The sequence below is a fragment of the Spirosoma sp. 48-14 genome (assembly GCF_001898575.1).
Lineage (GTDB): Bacteria > Bacteroidota > Bacteroidia > Cytophagales > Spirosomataceae > Spirosoma.
The window spans coordinates 1-21,050 of the sequence record NZ_MKUD01000002.1; the positions used below are offsets into that span (position 1 = coordinate 1).

The 21,050-nt window shown below is 48.4% G+C and carries 17 protein-coding genes; 7 read left to right on the forward strand and 10 right to left on the reverse strand.

The window, feature by feature from the left end; all coding sequences use genetic code 11:
* The first annotated feature begins 557 nt into the window (after positions 1–557).
* The 3 genes from BGO59_RS03040 to egtD all read left to right on the forward strand — a co-directional run bounded on the left by BGO59_RS03040 (position 558) and on the right by egtD (position 4,192).
* Complete coding sequence (locus BGO59_RS03040) at positions 558–1,517, forward strand: peptidylprolyl isomerase (protein WP_293680282.1); 960 nt, start codon at positions 558–560, stop codon at positions 1,515–1,517.
* A 461-nt stretch (positions 1,518–1,978) separates the two neighbouring features.
* Positions 1,979–3,142 (forward strand): ergothioneine biosynthesis protein EgtB, encoded by a 1,164-nt coding sequence (gene egtB / locus BGO59_RS03045; protein ID WP_293680285.1) that lies wholly within the window; start codon positions 1,979–1,981, stop codon positions 3,140–3,142.
* A 78-nt stretch (positions 3,143–3,220) separates the two neighbouring features.
* On the forward strand, positions 3,221–4,192 hold the full coding sequence (gene egtD, locus BGO59_RS03050; protein ID WP_293680288.1) for an L-histidine N(alpha)-methyltransferase: 972 nt from the start codon (positions 3,221–3,223) through the stop codon (positions 4,190–4,192).
* 135 nt (positions 4,193–4,327) lie between these two features.
* On the opposite strand, the gene BGO59_RS03055 is transcribed toward egtD, so the two are convergent.
* The gene (locus tag BGO59_RS03055) at positions 4,328–4,726 is read right to left on the reverse strand and encodes a T9SS type A sorting domain-containing protein (RefSeq protein WP_293680291.1); all 399 of its coding nucleotides are present in this window, start codon (positions 4,724–4,726) and stop codon (positions 4,328–4,330) included.
* A 377-nt stretch (positions 4,727–5,103) separates the two neighbouring features.
* Between BGO59_RS03055 and BGO59_RS03060 the strand changes: the two genes are divergently transcribed.
* Positions 5,104–6,708: a DUF1800 domain-containing protein gene (locus BGO59_RS03060; RefSeq protein ID WP_293680294.1), complete on the forward strand. Its 1,605-nt coding sequence runs from the start codon at positions 5,104–5,106 to the stop codon at positions 6,706–6,708.
* 51 nt (positions 6,709–6,759) lie between these two features.
* Positions 6,760–8,046, forward strand: a complete 1,287-nt coding sequence (locus tag BGO59_RS03065) for a DUF1501 domain-containing protein (RefSeq protein WP_293680297.1) — start codon at positions 6,760–6,762, stop codon at positions 8,044–8,046.
* 15 nt (positions 8,047–8,061) lie between these two features.
* Here BGO59_RS03065 and BGO59_RS03070 read toward each other — a convergent pair whose 3' ends face one another.
* The 7 genes from BGO59_RS03070 to BGO59_RS03100 form a co-directional block, all read right to left on the reverse strand.
* Positions 8,062–8,865 (reverse strand): mycofactocin-coupled SDR family oxidoreductase, encoded by an 804-nt coding sequence (locus BGO59_RS03070; protein WP_293680300.1) that lies wholly within the window; start codon positions 8,863–8,865, stop codon positions 8,062–8,064.
* A complete protein-coding gene (locus tag BGO59_RS03075; protein ID WP_293680303.1) occupies positions 8,865–9,419 on the reverse strand; it encodes a hypothetical protein in 555 nt (184 codons plus the stop codon). Before BGO59_RS03075 ends, BGO59_RS03070 begins: the two co-directional genes overlap by 1 nt.
* Before the next feature lie 40 nt (positions 9,420–9,459).
* A complete protein-coding gene (locus BGO59_RS03080; protein ID WP_293680306.1) occupies positions 9,460–10,620 on the reverse strand; it encodes a methionine aminotransferase in 1,161 nt (386 codons plus the stop codon).
* A 13-nt stretch (positions 10,621–10,633) separates the two neighbouring features.
* Positions 10,634–10,906 carry a hypothetical protein gene (locus BGO59_RS03085; RefSeq protein WP_293680309.1) on the reverse strand — a complete coding sequence of 91 codons (273 nt, stop codon included), beginning with the start codon at positions 10,904–10,906 and terminating at the stop codon, positions 10,634–10,636.
* A gap of 29 nt (positions 10,907–10,935) precedes the next feature.
* Positions 10,936–11,562 (reverse strand): redoxin domain-containing protein, encoded by a 627-nt coding sequence (locus tag BGO59_RS03090; protein ID WP_293680312.1) that lies wholly within the window; start codon positions 11,560–11,562, stop codon positions 10,936–10,938.
* Between the two features lie 44 nt (positions 11,563–11,606).
* Complete coding sequence (locus tag BGO59_RS03095; protein WP_293680315.1) at positions 11,607–12,836, reverse strand: sterol desaturase family protein; 1,230 nt, start codon at positions 12,834–12,836, stop codon at positions 11,607–11,609.
* Positions 12,837–12,899: 63 nt separating this feature from the next.
* Complete coding sequence (locus BGO59_RS03100; RefSeq protein ID WP_293680318.1) at positions 12,900–13,718, reverse strand: phytanoyl-CoA dioxygenase family protein; 819 nt, start codon at positions 13,716–13,718, stop codon at positions 12,900–12,902.
* 432 nt (positions 13,719–14,150) lie between these two features.
* Here BGO59_RS03100 and BGO59_RS03105 point away from each other — a divergent pair, with 432 nt between their 5' ends.
* A complete protein-coding gene (locus BGO59_RS03105) occupies positions 14,151–17,321 on the forward strand; it encodes a SusC/RagA family TonB-linked outer membrane protein (protein ID WP_293680321.1) in 3,171 nt (1,056 codons plus the stop codon).
* Positions 17,322–17,412: 91 nt separating this feature from the next.
* Entirely contained in the window at positions 17,413–18,945 is a 1,533-nt protein-coding gene (locus tag BGO59_RS03110; protein ID WP_293680324.1) for a SusD/RagB family nutrient-binding outer membrane lipoprotein, read from the forward strand.
* 40 nt (positions 18,946–18,985) lie between these two features.
* Here the strand turns inward: BGO59_RS03110 and BGO59_RS03115 are convergent, their stop codons facing one another.
* On the reverse strand, positions 18,986–19,258 hold the full coding sequence (locus BGO59_RS03115) for a UBP-type zinc finger domain-containing protein (RefSeq protein WP_293680327.1): 273 nt from the start codon (positions 19,256–19,258) through the stop codon (positions 18,986–18,988).
* A gap of 98 nt (positions 19,259–19,356) precedes the next feature.
* Positions 19,357–21,021, reverse strand: coding sequence for an FAD-dependent oxidoreductase (locus tag BGO59_RS03120; RefSeq protein ID WP_293680330.1), 1,665 nt, complete (start codon positions 21,019–21,021; stop codon positions 19,357–19,359).
* Positions 21,022–21,050 lie beyond the last annotated feature (29 nt).

Below are 21,050 nucleotides of genomic sequence, written 5' to 3' on the forward strand. Positions count from 1 at the left end.
AGTTATGGGCAGTAGATGGTACTATGCATTACAAACTACCGGAACGGTTGCCGACTGGGATGAATGGTCGGAAACGGGGTCGACTGAGCCAATGGTAGTCGCTCTCGTATGTTTGCCTGAGTTGTTACGAAAGGGGATAAAACCGACCTTGGCTGACGGAAAGGGATAGTAAACGAGTTTTGGGGAACAAATCGTTAAACATTTTGAACGATACGCTCTCGTGGACGACCTCACTCACATTGACGACAATGAGTGCTTAAAAATAAGTATTTGCGACTTTGGGACTCAGCAGTCAACAGCTATCCCCATTTTAAACCATGGGAGCAATCCATTCAAGTAAAAGTATCGGGAGGGATTTGGCTGGACGTTTCGCACAAACCTGCGAATAAAAGTTAGGTACTCAAAATATTACAAGAACCCTACGGCATCAAAGAAGCCGCTCGTTTTCAGGCAAAATCCAATGACGAGAACGGTGTTTTTGAAGTTTTGGAGAAAGTAGCTGGAACTTCGTCCCCTCAATTCTTGCTTTTGACATTATTAACTTTTTGCATAAATAAATGACTAAAAAAGAAGGGATCTACGCCATATTCGACACCGCAAAGGGCGAAATTACCGTAGAATTATTGTACGAAAAATGCCCCATGACAGTAACCAATTTTGTAGGATTGGCTGAGGGAACAATTGAAAACAATGCCAGACCATTGGGGCAACCGTTTTACGACGGGCTTAAATTTCACGCTGTCATCAGCGATTTTATGATTCAGGGGGGCGACCCAAAAGGCACTGGTTCTGGCGGCCCAGGCTACCTTTTTCCTGACGAAATTGATGCCACATTACGCCACGACCGCCCAGGCGTATTATCGATGGCAAACGCTGGTCCAGGCACCAACGGGAGTCCTGACACCAACGGTAGCCAGTTTTTTATCACGCACTTGCCCTTACCTTGGCTCGACGGCAGACACACCGTTTTTGGTTTCGTAATAGATGGACAAGAAGTGGTCAATCAAATGAAAACCAACGATGGTATTAATGCCGTAAAAATTGTTCGTCAAGGCGAAAAAGCCCAAGCTTTTAAGGCCGACAAGGCTTCACTAGATGCCCACATTGGCCAAATTGTGAAAAAACGAAATGAAGCAGAAAAAGCAGACTTAGAAACATTTAAACAGTGGGTGTTGGCCAACTACCCAGGGGCACAATTTACACCATCAGGAGTAGGTTACCTAATCGCCAGATACAAAGAAGGGGTTAAAGCAGGTCAAACAGTTTGTATACATTATCGTATATCTCTCCAGAACGGTCAGATTATTGATTCATCATACGATAGAGGGGTCCCTGTTCAAATTATAGTAGGTTCTGGCAGTTTGATAAAAGGATTGGAGGAAGGAATTGCTTTAATGAGAAAAGGAGAGAGTGGCAAACTTTTTATTCCTTATCAACTTGGCTATGGGCAAAATGGTAGCGGACCAGTCCCCGCCAAAGCTAACCTTATATATGATGTAGAATTAGTGTCTGTCTAGTAACAAATCTTGCACCCATATAAGACACAAAAGAAAAACTAATCCTTTATGAGGTTGAACTTTGGGTATTTTAAAAAAGGTACAAAAATCGTCACTACTTGGTTGTAGTAAGTTCAATCCGTCATTGAGTAGCAACAGCCAATTCTCAACGATTTCCCCAAAAGTGACAATAAAATGCATTAATTATCAGCGCTATACGTAATTAAATAGGTTTGTAATCGGTCAATGGCGGATTGGAGTTTAGCCGTCGACCGTTCGTAATCGGGGTGTATACTAAGGGACTGCCAGCGCCTGCTTTAACAAAGAAGAGGCTCAACCGTTTATTCTTTCAGGACAAACTGACTGCCATGCCGGAAGTAGCGACTAAAAAACGTCTGTAAATCGGGAAACGTGTTGCCTCATTTTCCGGTTGAAAAAGTACCCATATCCTTTGCTTAAAAAGTGATCGCATCACATTGTTTATGAACTTAGCACAGCGCTACCAGCAGGTACGGGCGCGTAGCGAAGCCATTTGTCAGGGGCTTCAAGCCGAAGATTTTGTCGTTCAACCCATTGTAGAGGTTAGCCCGCCCAAATGGCACTTAGGTCACACTACCTGGTTTTGGGAAACGTTTGTGCTGCTTCCTAACGTAGCAGGTTACTCGGTGTTCAATAGCCAGTACAATTACGTTTTCAACAGTTACTACGAAACCGTTGGCGCACGGGTTGTCCGCACAGATCGCGGAAACCTCTCCCGGCCTTCGGTAGCCGATGTGCAGGCGTACCGATCCTATGTCGACACCGCCATGATTCGTTTTCTGACGGAGCAAAGCCCATTGTCAGACGCCTTACAAGCTACTACCCTGCTTGGCCTGAATCATGAAGAACAGCACCAGGAACTATTGATTACCGATATCAAATACATACTGGGCAATAACCCTTTACTTCCTGCTTATCCGACGGATTATCCAAAACCCGATGTACCTACGATTACGACTGAATCCTGGGTTAGCTTTTCGGAAGGCGTTTACGAAATCGGAGCGACTGGAGAGGGTTTTTGTTTCGATAATGAATTGAACCGCCATAAAGTGTACCTGGCTCCCTATCAGATTCGCCAGGAACTGGTTAGCAATCAGGAGTATCTGGCTTTTATCCGGGCGGGTGGATATCAGGATTTTCGCAACTGGCATGCCGAAGGTTGGGAGTGGGTCAAATCAAATGCGGTAAAAGCCCCTCTGTACTGGTATCAACTGGATAATGAATGGTATCAGTACACATCCAGCGGTCTTATACCCCTGATTATGAATCAGCCGGTTTGTCACATCAGTTATTACGAGGCCTGGGCGTATGCGCAGTGGCGGGGGGCTCGCCTGCCCACCGAAGCCGAGTGGGAAGTAGCACAGGATCGACTGGGATGGGGCTCCCGTTGGGAGTGGACCGAAAGTGCCTATTTACCTTATCCCGGTTTCACGAAGGCTGAGGGAGCCATCGGTGAATACAATGGAAAATTCATGGTCAATCAGATGGTACTTCGGGGAGCATCCGAAGCCACTACTCCTGGACACAGCCGCCCCACTTACCGAAATTTTTTCCATGCACCCTTACGTTGGCAATTTACAGGTATTCGGCTGGCCCGGTCCTGCTAATCAACAGAATCGGCCACAATTGAAGACTCAACGCTTTGCAATGGGTAACCTGGCAACGCCCGATACGTTTTGAAAGATATGAATGAAATACTGGTTGATAGTACATTCCGACAGGATGTACTTAAGGGACTGACTGCCGCCCACAAATACCTCCTGCCAAAATATTTTTATGATGCCAATGGAGATGCGTTGTTTCAACAGATTATGCGTTGCCCAGAGTACTACCTGACCCGGGCTGAGACCGAAATTCTCGTACTGCAAAGTACGCAAATCCTGCAACGCTGCCTGGATAGAAAACAGTCATTCGACATCGTTGAACTAGGGGCGGGCGATGGGTCCAAAACGATCTTCCTGTTAAAAGAAGCGCTGCGGATGCATGGTAGCCAACACTATTACCCAATCGATATTTCGCCTGACATTCTTTCGTATCTGGAACAAACACTTAGTCCTAAGCTCCCCAGTATGCAGATTAGTAGTATGCCCGGCGATTATTTTACTCAACTGGAGCAACTACAAACGATTTCAGACCAGTCCAAACTGGTCCTGTTTTTAGGCGGAACCATTGGCAATATGCTTCCTGATGAAGCACTCCAGTTTTTTAAGCAGCTTAAATCATTTTTACGGGCAGGCGACCACCTACTCGTTGGCTTCGACCTCAAAAAAAATCCCCAGACAATCCTGAATGCCTATAATGATGCGGGCGGGTTAACTAAAGCATTCAATCTTAACCTGTTGCATCGTATCAACCGGGAATTGGGTGCTGATTTCAACCCCGATCAGTTTACCCACTATCCGATGTACGACCCTGTAACGGGCAGTTGCAAAAGCTACCTGATAAGTACTCGACCTCAGCAGGTGAGATTCGACGAGGGTAGGGTGATCAAGTTTGATCAAGACGAACCCATTTACATGGAGGTCTCTCAGAAATACAGTCTGGCGGAAATTCACCAACTGGCATTACAAGCAGGGTTTGAGCAGGTCGACGCTTTTTTTGACTGCCGACACCAGTTTACAGATGTTCTCTGGCATATTGCTCCTGGCTCGATGTAATGCTCATTAGCCTCATTCATGCCTGCATTCAGCACAATACATACTGACTTATGAGTAAATAGTCAATACAGGAGGCAATCAAAAGCCGATCCAGATAAGTCCTGGATCGGCTTTTGATTGTCGTGCTGACAGATATTAGTTCAGCGAGATAACGCGATTGGGGGTGGTGGGCTGCGGAGTCGATACAGTCACAGTGTGGGTCGTTACCTCACGACCGTTCGTAATCGCAACCTGATACTCGCCATCAGGTAATTCACTCACACTCAAACGGCTACGGTAAGTGTTCTCGTTTTTACCCAGGTGGTAGCTATACAGCACCTGACCAGCATGGTTGGTCAACTTAATGTCGGCCGTGCTGCCTTTCTGCTTATCCAGTGCGATACTGATTTTACCACTGTTGGTGGTGTATACTGCCGACTGATACGAGGCCGTTTTGTCGGGATTGGTTCCGGGGTTGGTTTCAGCAAAGCTGGCAGCCGATGTAACGATACCCAGGGTAAGAGCGAAAGCGAAAGATTTGATGAGGGTTTTCATTGTAGTATGTTGTTTATGTTATTGTTCGAAGCAGGTCGGGTTGTTGTCCCGATTGGTTGCACCAAAGTTATGGGCAGTAGATGGTACTATGCATTACAAACTACCGGAACGGTTGCCGACTGGGATGAATGGTCGGAAACGGGGTCGACTGAGCCAATGGTAGTAGCAGAATAGACATGTAGAGCAACTCCGGCCCGCTTACAAGTGACGATTACTGGCCAGCACTCCTACTTTTTGAGAGGCAAACCCCCGTTAAACTTTTATTAAAAACCAACCCATTCGCATATCTTCTATGTTTACCAATCAGCCAATTCGCTCCACATATTCGGACAAACGATTCAGAAAGCAATTAGCCATAATCAGTAACGAACGACTCTATGCAGTACCGAACGCCCATTTCATCACTGGAACCGTTACGCAAAAAGTGGACTCGTGATGACGTTAAACACCTGCTTAAGCGAACCATGTTTGGCGCAAAGCCCGATGATGTTGCCCACTTTCAATCGCTCTCCGTTCGAAAAGCCATTGATGAACTATTATCCAGCGAACCTACTCCGGCTCCCCCCGTCAACAACTATAATGACGATAAATTTGTCGACGACGAAATCATGCCTGGTGAAACCTGGGTAACTTCTATCAACTATGATGGACAGAATGATGGCCGACGCAAAAACTCTTTCCGAGCATGGTGGCTAGGATTGATGCTGAATCAGAACCGGAACTTACGTGAAAAGATGGTCCTGTTCTGGCGTAACCATCTCGCCACGGAGATAAATAAATCCGGCAATGCACTACTGTGTTATCGGAATAACTCTCTTATACGAACGTATGCCCTTGGTAACTTCAAAGAACTGGTTAAAGCAATGACCAAAGATCCGGCCATGCTGATTTATCTTAATGGGGCATCTAACAACAAAAAAGCGCCGGACGAAAATTATGCCCGCGAGCTGCAGGAACTATTTACCGTAGGTAAAGGGCCAGGCTCTCACTATACCGAAGCCGACGTAAAGGCCGCAGCCAGAGTACTAACAGGCTTTCGCAACGATACCACTACCCACGTCAGTCTGTTTGACCCTGGGCGTCATGATAGCAGCGACAAGGTTTTCTCGGAGTTCTATCAGCATACAACCATCAAGGGCCGACGTGGCCCCGAAGGCGAACAGGAGTTGGATGATTTGCTCGCGATGATTTTTGCCCAGGAGGAAGTGGCCCGATTCATTTGCCGAAAGCTGTATCGCTTTTTTGTGTATCACCAGATTGACGCTGACACCGAAGAGCAGATCATTACCCCCCTGGCGACAACCTTTCGGGCCGCTAACTACGAAATCAAACCTGTATTACGACTACTGCTGAGCAGTCAGCATTTTTTCGACGCAGCCAATCGTGGAGCGCTTATAAAAAGCCCGATTGATTTCACAGTGGGCTTATGCCGTGAATACAATGTCAGCTTCCCCGACAGTTCTGCCTATCCAGATCAGTATGGCTTGTGGCAAGCGATTCAGAACCAAACCGCGTCCATGCAGCAAACCATCGGTGATCCTCCCAACGTGGCAGGCTGGCCAGCTTACTATCAGGAACCCTTATTCGATAAGCTCTGGATTAGCTCAGACACGCTGCCTAAGCGGAACGTATTTACCGATAGCATGATAAACGGCAGTATTGGACGAAATGGCAAAAACTTGCAGATTGATGTTATTGCGTTTACCCAATCGCTCCCGAATCCAGCCAATCCCGACGCGCTCATTGAGGACGCTACACGCCAATTATACGCCGTTGAATTACCTGACAAGGATAGGCAATACATCAAAACCAGCATTTTACTATCTGGTTTACAGAGTGGAATGTCGGATCATTACTGGACACAGGCCTGGCAAAATCTTACTACGAATCCGGAAGATGCTGCCAACAAAACGAATGTTACGCGAAAGCTGAAGAGCCTTTATAAGTATTTGATGAACCTCCCTCAATATCAACTTTTCTAATCGTGAAGGAGAGGGTTAGTCCGGTATCCTCTTCATAAATCTATCGAACTCATGCAACGTCGAGACTTCATAAAAAATGTAGCGATTGCGGGGGTCATTGCCCCACAGTTCATTAATGGTTTCTCCATTCGGGCTTTGGCACAGGCCCCATTGATACCTGTCCATAAAGAGGTTTTGTCAAATGATCGAGTCCTGGTGCTGATTCAGCTTAATGGCGGCAATGACGGTCTCAACACAGTTATACCACTCGATCAATATGGTGCCTATCAGGCGGCCCGGCCTAACATTGCTTTACCTCAGGACAAAATATTGAAACTGAATGGATTCGACACAACAGGTGTACATCCAGCATTAAGCGAATTTACCCAACTGTTCAATGACGGAAAAGCCGGGATCGTGCAGGCAGTCAGTTATCCAAAACCCAATTTTTCTCATTTCAGAGCTACAGATATCTGGATGACAGGTTCGGATGCCGATAAAATTCTAACGACCGGATGGGCTGGCCGTTATCTGAGCGACACCTTTCCGGGTTTCCCCGACAAATACCCGAACGATAGTATGCCTGACCCACTGGCTATCCAGATAGGGTCAGTTATTGCTCCAGCATTTCAAGGCCCAACTTTCTCGATGGGAATAGCGATTAGCAACCCCACCAATTTCTACAATCTCATTGACGATAAGACAGCGGTTTCAACAGACAGTCGATGGGGAGAGCAGCTAGCCTATCTCGAAAAAGTTTCGCAGAAGACTGATCAATATTCAGATGTGATCAGGAAAGCGGCCCAAAAAGTCACAAAGCAATCGGACAAATACCCTTCGGCGGGGAAAAATCCACTAGCTGATCAGTTGAAGATTGTTGCCCGATTAATTGCTGGCGGTTTGCAAACAAAAGTATACTTAGTGAGTATGAGTGGTTTTGATACCCACGCCCGGCAAACCGAACCAACCGATACAACAACCGGGACACATGCTCAACTACTTCGGCGAGTTTCGGAAGCGATCGGGGCATTTATGGATGACCTGAATGGGCTTACTGTTGCCGATCGGGTGATGGGGATGACGTTTTCTGAATTCGGACGGCGTGTAAAATCAAATGCTAGTGGCGGAACCGATCATGGTTCGGCTGCCCCCGTACTTTACTTTGGAAATTCCATTAAAGCAGGTGTGATTGGTACAAACCCGCAAATTCCAGCTACTGCCACGGTAAATGATAACATTGCTTTACAGCATGATTTCCGATCGGTTTACGCAACGGTGCTACAGCAATGGCTCGGCTTGCCAGCCTCGCAGCTACAGACCGTTTTGATGGAATCGTTTCCGATTCTTCCGATGGTATAAACCCACTATTATTCATTACCGGGTGAGTAACCCTGCATCCAGTACAAATTGAGACCCTGTAACATACCGGGCTTTGTCGGATGCCAGATAGAGGACCATCGCCGATACATCTTCGGGCTCTACCCAGGGAACAGGTAATAGGTTACCAGCCGACCGTTCGGCAATTTCCTGGGTGGTGGTCCCTTCCAGCTCGGCCAGGCCGTCGTTCATGGGCGTATTGACACCCGTGGGGTGAATGGAGTTGACCCGTATGTTGTGCGGAGCGAGTTCAATGGCCCAGGACTTGGTCAACCCTACCAGCCCCCATTTCGATGCCGCATAGTGACTAAGCCGATTCATACCCCGCAGACCCGCAATGGATGAATTGTTGATAATAACCCCTGATTGCTGCTGAATCATCACCGGAATAACCCGACGGGCAGCTAACCAGGCCCCTTTCAGGTTGATGTCGATCATAGCATCCCACTCGTCTTCGGGTAATTCATGAGCCAGACCATACGCACAAATACCAGCGTTGTTGAACAGAATATCGATACGGCCAAATCGGGCAAGGGCCGCATCGACCGCGCGAACAATATCCTCATCGCGCCGAACATCGCCCTGAGCGGTCAGGCATTGAGAGCCGAGCGTTTCTACTTCCCGTTTCAGGCTATCCAGCTCACTTTCCGAGCCGAGCGCGTAGCCCGGATACGCCATCGGTTTAGCCAGATCGAACGCTACAATGCTGGCCCCTTCGCCAGCCAACGCCAGCGCTACGGCCCTACCCTGCCCGTGAGCGGCTCCAGTAATGAATGCCACTTTATTCTGAAAATCAGCCATCAGGATTCTGCGTGAATAGAGCCGGTTAACGGCAGATAAGGATACAGGTACTCGTCAATATTGACTTCCAGTACATTGTTGAATAAGTTGGTTGCAATCATCTGTCCTGCAAAAGCAACCAGAATCACCAGTTGGGACTCAGAATAGCGTTCGCCCATTGGTGCATACAGTTCGTCGGAAATGTCGCCTTTGTTTTGAGCAATGGCACTGCCAAAGTCTATCACCGCCTGTTCATGAGCCGTTAGCGTCAGGTTTTCGGGCTGTTCGCCGTTGTCGATAATGATCCGGCGGAAAAACGTCGTACACAATGGACAGTTAGACCCTTCGGAGATGGCATGGGCATAGAGATAAGCCAGCCGAGGGCCAAGAATCTTCTTAACCTCTTCGTAGAGCGGATACCATTGCATATACACCTGAAACGCCAGTAGTGAGCGTCCCAGCGTGGCTTTCATATTCGTAATTCGACTACCCGGATAGTCACTAACGTGTGCCTCAAAAGCCTCCTGAACGTCGGGAGTAGCTTCTGCACTGGGCAAAGGAGTAATTCGGGGCATACACTGACTGGTTAAAGATATATGATAAACCTCACATGGTTTACAATCGGCTCAATCGTTCAGCAGCTTCCTGAAGAATGGCATCGTCTTTAGCGAAGCAGAACCGGAGTACTTTATAATCGTTCTTCTGGTGGTAAAATACCGAAACCGGAATGGCAGCAACCCGAATCTCTTTCGTGAGCCGAATGGCTAGTTCATAATCCGATTCATCGGTGATGGCTTGATAGGAAACCGTCTGAAAAAAGCTGCCTTCGGCGGGGGTAAATGTAAAGCGGGAGCCTTTCAGCCCGTCCAGGAATACATCGCGTTTGCGTTGGTAAAAATCGGGGAGCTGCTGATAATGTGCAGGATTGCTCAAGTAGTCGGCCAGCGCATACTGAATCGGTGTAACCGTACTAAAGGTTAGATACTGGTGAATCTTTCTGAACTCCGTGGTCAGCTCAGCCGGAGCCAGGCAGTAGCCAATTTTCCAACCCGTGATGTGAAAGGTTTTCCCAAACGAGCCTACCACAAACGTGCGCTCCTGAAGCTCAGGGTGGGTCATGAGCGAGTGATGAGTCCGGCCATCGAACAGGATGTGTTCATACACTTCATCGCTCATGAGCCAGATAGGTCGGTCCCGAATCAACTCGGCCAGTTGATTCAGGTCATCTGTTGTCCAGGTGTAGCCGGTTGGGTTGTGGGGGGTATTGACCAGGATCATCCGGGTTTTAGCCGTTATTTTCTGACGAACGGCATCCCAGTCAACCGCATACTGGGGCGGAGTGAGGGTTACATACACAGGTATGCCTCCGTTGAGTTCAATGGCCGGTACGTAACTGTCGTAGGCTGGTTCCAGAACGATCACCTCGTCGCCCGGACGCACAACGGATGCGATAGCCGCAAAAATGGCTTCGGTTGCGCCCGATGTGACGGTGATTTCCGTATCAGGGTCATAGGCTACTTTATACTGTTCGAAGGTTTTTTGGGCCAGTGCTTCACGTAGTGCCGGAACGCCTGTCATGGGTGCATACTGGTTGAACCCTTTTCGCAGGTACGTTTCTACCAACCCAACCAGCTCGGGGGAGCAGTCGAAGCCCGGAAACCCCTGCGACAAATTGATGGCTCCTACCTCAGAAGCCAGCTTCGACATGACCGTAAAAATCGTGGTGCCAACATGAGGGAGCTTCGAGGTCAAACGCGTTGCAATAGATGAATGCATAGGTACGAATCGGTCAGTACGACAACAGACCAGTTAAAGAAATCTTGTCAATATACGGTTCTAATTCATTTGTATGATCCAGAACGCGCAGCAATTCGACATCGTATCGTCGCTGACAAATCCACATTTCAACAAAAAACGCATTGACCGCATACAAATGCAGCCAGAATCCGGGAATCCGACGCGCTTCGATCAACTTTCCATGTCGCCAGATCAGGTTTAACTGATCTTCATAAGGCAGTTGGTGAAAGTATGCTGCTCCCTCATGATTTTGTCCCGTATACATACAAAAGTTTCAGCGTGTGTTCGGGTTGATCAATGCGTTTCAATATACGCTTCACTTAGAGTGCGAACGACCTGGGCAATGGCATCCATATCGATTGATTGATCGAAGTTGTCATCCAGGAAATGGTAGGCTATCTGGCGGTCGGGACCAATAACATATAGAGCAGGCGTAAACGCTTCTTCCGAAATACCCGAAATACGCTCCCAAACCGGGTCATCTTCACTGTATACACCAAACCGCTGGGCTACAGCCGATTCGGCATCAAAGGCTACCCGAAAGTCCAGGTCCGGTATCTGACGAGCCAGCACTTTGGGCGATTCATTGGAAAATACCACTAATTCGGCATCCTCGCTCAACAACCGCTGATGGAGCCGAACCAGCGATTCGAGATACGGCTTGGCATACCGTCCCCAGCAGGGGCAATAAAAACTGACAACGAGTGGACGTGTACCGACCAGATCGAAAATTGATGTAGCCTGCTCAGTCAGTTTCTGACCAAACACCGAAACACGCCAATCGTTGGCCGCTCCGGTCAGGCTAAAAAAAGGAGCCAGATCACCCGTCAGCAGTGGGCTTTTACGGGCAGTTTTCGGTCGGTTGAGCGCGCTGGTTACGCTTCGGATGTGGCCCAGTTCGTTTTCAAATTCAAGAGTCATCGCTGTCATTAGTTTAGTCAGTGTGCTGTGAGCTATATAGTCAGTTAAGAAATGGCCTGTTGTCCATACACCAGGCGTAGGTATCGTTTTTGCACCATGGAGAAATAGGCCCATAGCGACAAAGCACCGATGTAGGCCAGTACAATCAGCATCGGATCGCCCAGTACGGCATAGAAGCCCAGCCACAGTATGGCCACTCGCCCAATTTCGAGGTACAGAACCCACTGCCGCTGTTCAAGTAGTGCTCCACAGTTGATTAGCGTAAGTAGAATAAACAGGGCCGTCAGAAACTGAAGGTAACCCGGTATGGAGGCTTCAAACAGTAGAAAAACAAATAGTATAAGCAGTGTACTGGCCAGTTGCCCAACCACATATCCGCGAAACCGTCGACTTTGGGGGTTTACAGCCGAGCGGCTCAGTGCATCAGTCGATAAAAACCGTTCTTCCAGTTCAGTCCGAATGCCTGGGTCGATCAAATCGGGCCGCCCAAAAATGACTTTTAGTTTCGCCGACCAGCCGGTTGCGCGGTAAGCAGCCACAAACACTTCGAGCAAACCATGAAAATGCTGCCACAAAAAGCTATGGGTATCCAGTGGCTTGGTCAGTCCATATACAGGCTCCGCTTTCTCTTCAATAAAAGTACCAAAGAGTTTATCCCAGATAATCAGCACATCACCATAGTTTTTATCCAGGTATTCGGGGTTACTGGCATGATGAACACGGTGGTGCGAAGGCGTTACGAATACATATTCGAGCCAGCCCAGTTTGCCTATCGTACGGGTGTGAACAAAAAACGGATACAGCCCATGTACCAGCAAAATAATTGTGATCATCTCGGCCGGAAACCCGATGATGGGCAAAACAGACCAGAACAGTGTACGAACAGCCGCCTGAAACACCGTAATCCGGGCCGAAACAGTATAATTAAAATCGTCGCTCTGATGATGTACGACATGTACGGCCCAAAACACATTCATCTCATGCGCCAGCCGATGATACCAGTACCACACAAAATCCGTTGCAATCAATAGACCGATCCAGGTCCAGATACTGGCCTTAATATCGAACAGGGCATAATGTCGGTGCAGGTAATCATACACGAAGTAAAATAATCCAACCGTAAAGCTATCGAGCAACCGTTCGGCAATACCCACGTTCAGATTAGCGACCGAATTCGTAAACCGGAAGTAGTTCTTTTTCTGAATCTTCGATACGATGTATTCCAGACCTATAAAAAACAGGAACAGGGGAATGGCAAAAGCAAGCCAATTCATGATTGTAATCGTTTATCGTCGGTGATGAGTCGATGATTTCCACAACTCGCCAAAACGGAAAAATTATTTGAGAATTTTTGCGCCCAGGATATGGTAGAAAGGCGTTTTGCTGGCGGCATGTTTCGGCTGATACTCACCCGTAATGATGGGAATATACATCACCCGACGTCGGCTTTCGGCACCCAGATTCGGCGATTGTTCGACGCGGTGCCAAAGACTGCCATTGTGGATGGTTAAATCACCCGCTTCAATATCAAATCCAACTTCGCGTCGGTCGGGTCGGTGATCAATAAATTGCCGCTTACGGAAGAGCGTCATCAGGGTATTTTGCCGATGCGTACCCGGTAAAACCCGTAATCCGCCATTACTTCTGGGGCAATCATCCAGATGAAGACCCACATTCAGCATGGGCCGGATTCGGTGACCCAGAAACAGATCGCGAGGACTATCGGTATGCCAGCCCATTCTGGAAAAATTGCTCTCAGGGGTACGAACGTAATGATTCACCACCAGACCATCTTTTTCTTCTTCGCTGATTCGCCCTTCGTAGGGTTGCAAAAGCGTTGTTAATGCCTGCAATTCAGGGCTTTGCAGAAAGCGGCTCAATACAGGGCTAAATAGAGAGGTAAAGGCAAATCGTTGCACAATAAGCTGCCCATTTTCATCTCGGCCATATTTGATCGGGGTTCCATTGATCTTATCCACGTTCTCGGCAATCCAGTTAGCCTCAATACGCTGCAACTCGTGGATAAAAAGCCGTACGGTGTCCCGACTGACAAAGTTCTTGATGTGGAGGAAGCCATTTTTCGAAAAAGAAGCCACTTGCTCGGCCGTCAGACCGTCGATCGTTTGCGTAGAAATTAGCGGTTCGTTAAGTACCATTGGTGTTCGTGTTTTTCGATTTACTATTTAATATATAGAATTAGTATAGTAAATCAATTAATGAAAAGCAAACTGAGCGTTTGCTGAAAAAATTTGGTAAGTAAAACTACTTTATTGAAAACAGAACAGTAAAAAGTGTCTCAATGACATCTTTTGCCATCAATCTTCAATTCAATTGTTCAAGTCAATGAATTCTTTATTGGTTATCAGCGGATTGACTGAGCCTAGTTTCAAATTCGACCGCTTATCTATCGATAATCCTCTTTATTGATAGACAAAGGTGAATAACCAAATTTATAATTCCAAATATTTTATGAATGATTGCTATGAAGAAAGTAGATAGCTTAAATTTAACCCTTTCTTAATGTATAATTAAGAAAGAAAATTTTGTCTTTTTCAAATAATAAACCTACAACCAACTCTCTTATTCTGATGAAACACAGTTTATCGATGAAGGGTGGCACCTGTTGCCTTCTGCTTTGGGTTATTTTCCTGATTAGTCAGGTAGCCCAAGCTCAGGACCGCCGGGTGACAGGCCGAGTCATCTCGGCAAAGGATCAGCAACCCATTCCAGGTGTGAACATTTTGGTGCGGGATTCACAATTAGGCACCACAACCGACGGCAACGGGAATTTCACGTTGAATGTAGGGCCTAACGCAACACTGGTTTTCAGCGCGATCGGCTTTGCCGGGCAAACACAGGCAATTGGCAATCAGACGCAATTGACCATCACACTCCAGGAAGCCGAACAGAATCTGGGTGAGGTCGTCGTAACAGCACTGGGGATTAAGAAAGAAGCCAAGCGGCTAGGCTATGCCACCGCCACTGTATCCCCCGACCAAATTACGACAAACCGGACGGTTAACTTTATGAACGCCCTACAAGGCAAAATTGCCGGGGTTAACATTTCGAGCCTGGGTACAGGCGCAGCCGGTACGAGTAAAATCCGTATTCGTGGCCAATCGTCGTTCTCAGGCCAGAACAACCCACTTATCGTTGTCAATGGGGTGCCCATCGACAATACGAACTTTGGGCAAAACAACGGTAACGTGGGTGGCGACAACTCATTAGCCAGCCGCGACCGGAACTACTCCGACGGTGGTGATGGGCTTTCATCGATCAACCCCGATGACATTGAAGGCATGACGGTTCTGAAAGGGGGAACGGCAGCTGCACTTTACGGCTCACGGGCCAAAGACGGAGCCATTCTGATTACGACCAAAACGAAAGGAGCCAGTCAGGGTATTGGGGTGAGCTACAATACGAACTTCACCACCGACCGTCCGCTCGATTATACCGATTATCAGTATGAATATGGCCAGGGGGAGTATGGTATTCGGCCAACAGCCCCCAACCCGACATCGGGCGTTTGGAGTTTTGGCGAGAAATTTGCCGGGCAGACCCAGGTTCTGTTTGGTGGTGTAACGGTTCCCTACGAGCCCGTTCGTAATCGCATCAATAAGTTTTACCGCGACGGTTCTACCTGGACCAACTCGATAGCAGTATCGTCGAGCAGTGAGAAAGGCGGTTTTAATCTGTCGTTATCGAATACGGACAACAAAGGGATTACGCCCAACAACTCATTCAATCGGAAAACGCTCAATCTGGGTTTCAGCTACAACCTATCATCGCGGCTGACCGTAACGGGAACTATGAACTACTCGAACGAGTACAACAAGAACCCACCCCAGATTGCCCAGCAGGACAACAGTACGCCAACGGTTATCTACACCCTGGCAAACTCGATGCCGCTCGACGTACTGGAAGCCAACCAGATTAACCCGGCAACTGGTAATGAGTTCATTTACTCGCGTTTCATGAACCGCACCAACCCGTATTTCGTCCTGAATTACAAGTTCGAAAACATCCGCCGGGATCGTCTGTTCGGTAACGTATCGGCCCGGTATAACGTAACCGACTGGCTGTATGTGCAGGGGCGTGTTGGGCAGGATTACTGGTCGCGCGATCAGGATTATAACTTCCCAACCGGACAGGCTTCTCTAGCCGCAGCTCCGGCCGGTTATGTGAATGGTGCTTACGTGCAGGAAGTTCGTCGATTCCGCGAGCTGAACACCGACTTTTTGATTGGTGCTAATCGTAAATTCGGCTCAATCGGCGTTGACCTCACGCTTGGCGGCAACCAACTCTACCGTCGGAGTGATCTGAATAGTACGATGGTGACCGATTTCGTTATTCGTGGGTTGTATGTGCCGCAAAACGGTCGTTTAAAAGATCCTACCTACGGACTTAGCGAACGGAAAGTTAATTCGCTGTATGGAGCTGCTGAATTTTCGTACAAAGACTTCCTGTATCTGAACGGAACGGTTCGTAATGACTGGTTCTCGACACTGGCTCCGGCGAACCGCAGCATTCTGTATCCGTCGGTAACGAGCAGTTTTGTTTTTTCGCAGGCCTTCAACAACCTGCCAGCCTGGTTGAACTTTGGTAAGCTTCGGGCAGCTTATGCCGAAGTTGGTAGCGACGGCGACGTATCTCCTTACTCGAACAACCTGTTCTACTCGATCAACTCAGCCACCTTTGCGGGTCAACCAGTCGGCAATATCACGTCCAGCACTATTCCCAGCTCTACGCTACGCCCAAGCCGCACGGCCGAAACCGAGTTTGGTCTGGAACTGAAGCTGCTTAACAACCGAATCGCCCTCGACATGGCTTACTACAACAAAGTTACCAGCGATCAGATTGTAGCGGCTCAGGCATCGGATGCATCGGGCTATACGACGAAGCTGATCAACAGTGGCGAAAGCCGGAACCGTGGGGTGGAAATGTTGCTTACCTTATCGCCAGTACGGACCAAAAATTTCTTCTGGGATGTCATCCTGAACGGCTCGTACAACGAAACCAAATTGCTGCGCCTTTTGACCGACTCACCTGGTGAATCGATCGTGGTTGGTAATGGGATTTACGTAGGCGAACTTCGGCAGGTGGTAGGCCAGCCTTTAGGCCAGTTATATACCTATGGCTATGCACGAGATGCACAGGGCCGTATTATCCATGGTGGCGACGGCTTACCGAACCGTACTGCTACCTCGCTCTCGTTTGGCTCGGCTATTCCAAAATACGTTGGTGGTATTACCAACACCTTCAACTATAAAGGTATTAACCTGTCATTCCTGATCGACTTCAAACTGGGTGGTAAAATGATCTCGGGTACAAACCTGAATGCGTTCCGGCATGGCTTACAGAAAGAAACCCTGGTTGGTCGCGGAGAAGCCGACAATAAAATGGTGGGCGTAGGGGTTAACGAAAAAGGTGAAACAAACGCTGTTCGGGCATTTGTACAAGACTACTACTCGGTTGGCCGTACAAAGAGCCTGGGCGAGCAGGTGGTGTATGATGCCGGTTTCTGGAAACTCCGCCAGATCAGCCTCGGGTACGATTTCACTCATTTCCTACCCAAATCGCTGTTCATCAAAGGCATTCGGGTAAGCGCTATCGCCAACAACGTAGCCATTCTGAAGAAATGGGTGCCCAATATCGATCCCGAACAATTCGGCTTTAGCTCCGATAACCTGGTTGGTCTGGAGTCAACGGGTCTGCCCACCACACGCAGTATCGGCTTTAACCTGAACGTTAAATTCTAAAAGCGTTTACGGTCTTTGGTTTACAGTACTCGACTGTGTAAAGCGGTCTTGCATCAGCCACCGAAACCCGTAAATTGACAACTCTTTTATCATGAAAAAGACATTTCTCTATACCCCACTAATCGCAGCATTGATTGGCTTGAGTAGCTGCGATAAAGGGTTCGATCAGTTGAATATCAACCCAACGGCGGCTACGTCGTTAAATCCGACGTTTACGTTTAACAACGCTATCATCAATACGTCGTTTCCGGGCTCTACACTAATCTTTGAAGAGGGCATCGTCCAGCAGATTTTTACCCCTAACTCAGGTATCAATTCGGGCGGAAACTTCAACATCGACAACCGAGGGCCCACGGGCAACAATGGTGGTTTGTGGCGTCAGTATTACCAGAATAATATTCGGTATCTGATTGATGTCATTACTCAAACCAAGTCGGATGCCAATCGGACCAACCTGTACAACATGGTCCGTATCTGGAAAGCGTATTCGTTTATGGTACTTACTGATACCTATGGCGACATCCCGTACACGGAAGCTGGCCTTGGGTATCTGTCGCAAAACACGACGCCCAAATACGACACGCAGGAGAGTATTTACAACGACATCATTAAGGAGCTTACCGAAGCGTCGGCTGCGCTCGACGCGTCGAAAACGATCGAGACAGGAGAGGTTATGTATGCCGGTAACATTGCCAAATGGAAAAAGTTTGGCTATTCGGTCTTGCTGCGGGCTGGTATGCGGTTATCAAAAATAAACCCAACGCTGGCTCAATCGACTGTTCAGAAGGCCGTAGCGGGAGGTTTGATGCAGTCAAATGCCGACAATGCGGTTGTGAAGAATGATGCAAACTACAAAAATGGCGTTGGTAATACACTGACGTCTACGGAAGCAGCAAACTTTTATCTGACCAAGAATTTTGTCGATTACCTCAAATCGACTTCTGATCCACGATTGACTTCAATAGCCGTTCGGTACGTTGGAGCTAAAAGTGGTCCCGAACAGACAGCCGCTAAGGCCAGTAAAGATCCAGCCGTCCAGATCGGGATGCCAATGGGCTATGATAACGGTACGATTCCAGCGCGTGTTGCGACCGATGGCCTGGCGAGTTTTTACGATTATTCGCAGCTAGACCGTACGCGAATGGGCAAATTTGACGCCCCCTGCTACCTGGTTACCTACGCGCAAACGCAACTGCTGCTGGCCGAAGCCGCTCAACGGGGTTGGACAACCGGCAACCCGGCTGATTTTTATACGGCGGCTGTAACAGCGGATATGCAGCGGTTAGGTGATTATGATGCCACTTCACTGGTACCTACGGCTGCGATTACGGCTTATCTGCAACAGAATCCATATGTTGCCGCTACGGGTCTGGAGCAAATCAATACTCAGTACTGGATTGCGTCGCTGCTAAATGGCCCTGAAGCGTTTGCCAACTTCCGGCGGAGTGGTTATCCGAAGCTAACCCCCAACCCCTACCCTGGTAAGGAAATCAAAGGGAGCTTCATTAATCGCCTGTCGTATCCTGACTCCGAAGCCTCGGTAAATCTGGCCAAGCTAACCGAAGCTATCAACCGCCAGGGGCCCGATAATCTGGACACCCGCGTTTGGTGGGACAAACAATAAGTAAAAAGCGAAACGAGGGCGAACGTCCTCGTTTCGCTTTTTAATAGCCCATTATTTGCTCATCGGCATAGCACCATAACCACCGCTCCCCCGGTTCGGCCGATGCAACAACCGGATGGTCCGTCCGGTGAAAATGTTTTGTAGCGTGTTTGTTCGGCGATGAATCGCAGCAGAGCGTAACCCCGCACGTCTGGCAAGTTCGCAGGTGAACCCACGAACTCCCCGTCCTGACGCATTCTTCACAGAAATACTCTTGTGCAGTACGTACTTCGGTCAACGAGGCAATATGACTGCAAATTGTTTGTTTGAGCATAAGGGTGGTGGTAATGAACAATGGATAATGTAGAATGAACAATGAGTAAATGCCTTTGGTGAATCATTGTTCATTCTACATTATCCATTGTTCATTTTTTAGTTTTCTGCCAGGTATTTATGGACGAAGCTGACGGCCATTGCCCCTTCGCCTACAGCCGATGCGACCCGGTTCATGGCGCCCGACCGAACATCGCCAGCCGCAAAGATGCCCGCACTGCACGTTTCAAGCACATACGGCTCCCGACCATGTTTCCAGACTTTTTTAAAATCGGCATAGCGAGCCAGGTCGCGACCAGTGGCAATGAAGCCTTTGTCGTCTTTGATGATATTCATCTCAATCCAATCGGTAAACGGTTTTGTACCGATGAAGATAAATAGTCCGGCTGCGGGTACTGTTGTACGCTCTTTGGAGTTCATATTCTCCAGTACCAGACACTCCAGTTGCTCCTTGCCTAATCCTTCGACCACTTCTGTGCAGCCCACCACTCTGATATTTGGCGTATTAGCTATCTGATCGATCAGATATTGCGACATCGTTTCGGTCAGGTCGGGGCGACGGACACAAATCACCACTTCCGAAGCCGTTCGGGATAAATACATGGCCCCCTGCCCTGCCGAATTGCCACCGCCCACTATGTAAACAGGTTTGCCTTTGAACGCATATGCTTCGGTCGTAGCGGCCCCATAATACACGCCAGCCCCGGTGAACTTGTCCAGACTTTCGTTTTCCAGTTTATGATACGCCACGCCCGTACTCAGTAGAATGGCCCTAGCCACCACCTCACTCCCATCCGCCATTTTGATATGCTTGTACTGCTCCCCCTGCGATCTGATGGAAACAACTTCCTGCGGAGCCAGAAATTCCACGCCAAACCGTTGCGCCTGACTGATAGCCCGTCGGGTTAGATCAGCTCCGCTCAGGCCATTCGGGAAACCCAGGTAATTTTCGATTCGTGAACTGGTTCCAGCCTGCCCTCCCGGTGCCCGCTTATCGATCAGAATGGTACGCAAACCTTCCGAACCACCATACACAGCAGCTGCCAAACCAGCCGGACCAGCACCAATAATGGCCAGATCGTATAAACTCTGGGATGCTTTTGGCTTCAGGCCTAGTTTTTCACCCACATCACTCAAAGAAGGCCTTGCTAATGCCGTTCCATCTTCCATAACAATAACAGGAAGTTGATCATGACTTAAGCCATGTAGATCGAGTAATTCCTGCGCCTGCGCATCCGCTTCAATATCGAGCCACTGATAAGGAAACAGATTACCCGCCAGAAAATCTTTTAATTCGTGCGACCGAGGTGAAAACTGATAACCAACCAGTTTCAGTCCTTCGAAAGCTGGTCGATAATCGGATTGCCAGTCATCCAGCAGATCATCCAGTACTGGGTAGAGTTTTTCTTCGGGAGGGTCCCAGGGTTTCGCAATGTAGTAATCCAGTTGCACCTCGTTAATGGCCCGGATAGCCGCTTCTATGTCGGAATAGGCCGTGAGCAACACCCGCTTGGCGTTTGGAAACAACGTACGAGCCTGCGCCAGAAATTCAACGCCAGTCATGTCGGGCATCCGTTGGTCCGATAAAAACAGGGCTACCTCTTCGCCTTTTTTCTTCAGATCGGGCAATGACTCCAGCGCTTCGCGAGCCGAACTGGTCGAAAGGATACGGTATTTTTTTCGGTACTGTTTTCGCAGGTCATACTGAATAGCCTGCAATACCTGTTGATCGTCGTCGATAGAGAAAATGATGGGTAGTTTCATGGGTAAAGAGCGAAAGAGTTATCAATGAT